This is a genomic window from Syntrophorhabdus sp., assembly GCA_012719415.1.
Taxonomy (GTDB): domain Bacteria; phylum Desulfobacterota; class Syntrophorhabdia; order Syntrophorhabdales; family Syntrophorhabdaceae; genus Delta-02.
In genome coordinates this window covers 1-2,345 of the sequence record JAAYAK010000023.1, presented here as the reverse complement: position 1 = coordinate 2,345, position 2,345 = coordinate 1, and the positions used below count along the sequence as shown (strand labels likewise).

The window sequence follows — 2,345 nt, the reverse complement described above, 5'->3', positions numbered from 1 at the left end:
TACAACGAGATCGAGTTTATCGATGAGATCCTCCGGAAGGTGAAAGAGACACCCTACGAGAAGGAGATCATCGTTGTCGATGATTGCTCGACGGATGGGACGCGGGAATACCTGGGGAACCAGGAAGGCATCATCACCATCTTCCAGGAGAAGAATCAGGGCAAGGGCGCGGCTCTGAGGCGCGGGATAGCGGCTGCCACGGGGGACATCGTCCTTATTCAGGACGCCGATCTGGAATACGATCCCAGGGAGTACCCGGTTCTGCTCGGCCCCATCCTCGAGGGAAAGGCCGACGTGGTCTACGGATCGCGCTTCCTCGGCGGGCCGCACAGGGTGCTGTACTTCTGGCATTTCGTGGGCAATTCCGCGGTCACGCTCCTGTCCAACATGTTCACCAACCTCAATCTCACGGATATGGAGACGTGCTACAAGGTCTTTAAGAAAGAGGTCATACAGACGATCACGATCGAATCCGACCGCTTCGGCGTGGAGCCCGAGATCACCGCGAAGGTGGCAAAGGGGAAATGGCGTATCTACGAGGTCCCCATCTCCTACTACGGGAGGACCTACGAGGAAGGCAAAAAGATCACCTGGCGCGACGGCATCAAGGCGTTCTTCACGATAGTGAAATACAACGTGTTCAGATAGAAACCGGCTTGAACGGCTTGAACCGCTTGAGGGTTAGAGGGCAAAGACAAAGACGAACGAAAAAGGGCCACCCTGATGGGGTGGCCCTGGTTTTTGCAACGGCTGTTATCCTTTTTCCTTCGCTCCGTTCTTGCCTGCGATGCGGCCGAAGACGACGCATTCAGTCGTGGCGTTGCAGCCCAGACGGTTCGAGCCGTGGACTCCTCCGGCCACCTCACCGGCTGCGTAGAGATGGGGTATCGGCGCGCCGAAGACGTCGATGACCTGGGAGTTGGCGTTTATCCTGAGGCCGCCCATGGTGTGGTGCACGGCGGGCCACATCGGGAGGGCATAGTAGGGACCCTTGTCCATGGGGACCATCGTCTTTTTCATGGGTTTGTTGAACTCGGGGTCCTTTCCGTCCGCTATGTATTTGTTGTGGTCCTTTATGGTCTTTTCAAGGACATCCGCGGGGGCGCCGATCTTCTTCGCCAGGTCGGCGATGGTGTCGCCCTTTATGAAACGGCCTTTCTTGATGCCTGCTTCCACCTCTGCCGGTTTGCCGCCGAATTTGGGCGGTATGGCGTCATTGAAGATGGTATACGCGGGTTTCATGTTCGGCCCGAGGGCGATCTGGGCGAAGGCGCATACGTCCCGGCGGTCCAGTTCGTTGACGAACCGCTTCCCGGCCTTGCTGACGTAGATGACCCCGGCGCCCGGTCCGCTGAAGCCGTACACCGCGGGCCTGTCGAGGGTACCGGCCTCCGGTTCGGGGAAGGGGAAGAGCTGGATGAAGTTCATGTGCAGGGTGTCCGCTCCCACGGCCTTGGAATAGCGTATGATCTCGCCCGTGGCGCCTTTCTGGTTCGTGCAGTTGAACTCCTTCACGAGTTTCGGCCAGTGTTCCATGCGCATCTGCACATCCCAGCTGAAACCTCCCGAAGCGAGGACGAGAGCTTTCTTGGCCCGTACATTCACGACCTTGCTGCCTCTTTTTACCTCGACTCCAAGGACGGGGCTCTTGGGATCGGCGTCCTTGCGCCAGATCCAGGTGACCTGGGAATTGAGCGCCATCTTGGCTCCGCGTTTCTCGGCTATCTTCTTGAGGGCTTCGGTATAGTCCTTGCCGGAGTTGTGGGCCGAGAAGTGCGCGCGGTACGCGGTGTGCCCGCCGCCGATGACGAGGACGTCCCCGACCTGGGCGCCTCCCTCATCGATCATCCAGTTCAGGGCATCGGGGGCCTCTTTCGCCATGACCTCAACGAGGTCCGGCATGTTGAAGAAATCCCCGCCCTTCAGGGTATCCTGAATGTGCTGCTTGATACTGTCTTCGCCGAGATTCTTTTTCTGACGAAGATGCATCTTGTCATCCCACGCGGCGTAGCCGCCGCCGTTGATGATCGAGTTTCCGCCGTAGATGGGCATCTTCTCGAGGATGACTGTCTTCGCGCCGTTGCCGGCCGCTTCCGCCGCAGCCGCAAGGCCCGCAAACCCTGAACCGATGACGACAACATCCCATGTCTCATCCCATTTCTGGGGCAGCTTTTTCGTGGCAGCCTCTGCGGTGCCGGGAGCCGCAAGATTCAACGCTGCCCCCGCCACTGACGCCAGCGCCCCAACGGCCGCCGCGCCCTTGAGCAGTGACCGTCTGCTCATGCCTTTCTGTTCTGCATCTCCGTCTTTCATGTCTCCTCCTTTTGTGTTTCCTCCCCCACCGT

General features: G+C 59.1%; 2 protein-coding genes. One reads left to right on the top strand and one right to left on the bottom strand.

Features of this window, described 5'->3' with window-relative positions; translation table 11 throughout:
- The first annotated feature begins 9 nt into the window (after positions 1-9).
- Entirely contained in the window at positions 10-648 is a 639-nt protein-coding gene (locus tag GXX82_01130) for a glycosyltransferase family 2 protein (protein NLT21629.1), read from the top strand.
- Between the two features lie 105 nt (positions 649-753).
- Here the strand turns inward: GXX82_01130 and GXX82_01125 are convergent, their stop codons facing one another.
- Positions 754-2,313 carry a flavocytochrome c gene (locus GXX82_01125; GenBank protein ID NLT21628.1) on the bottom strand — a complete coding sequence of 520 codons (1,560 nt, stop codon included), beginning with the start codon at positions 2,311-2,313 and terminating at the stop codon, positions 754-756.
- Between the last annotated feature and the right edge of the window lie 32 nt (positions 2,314-2,345).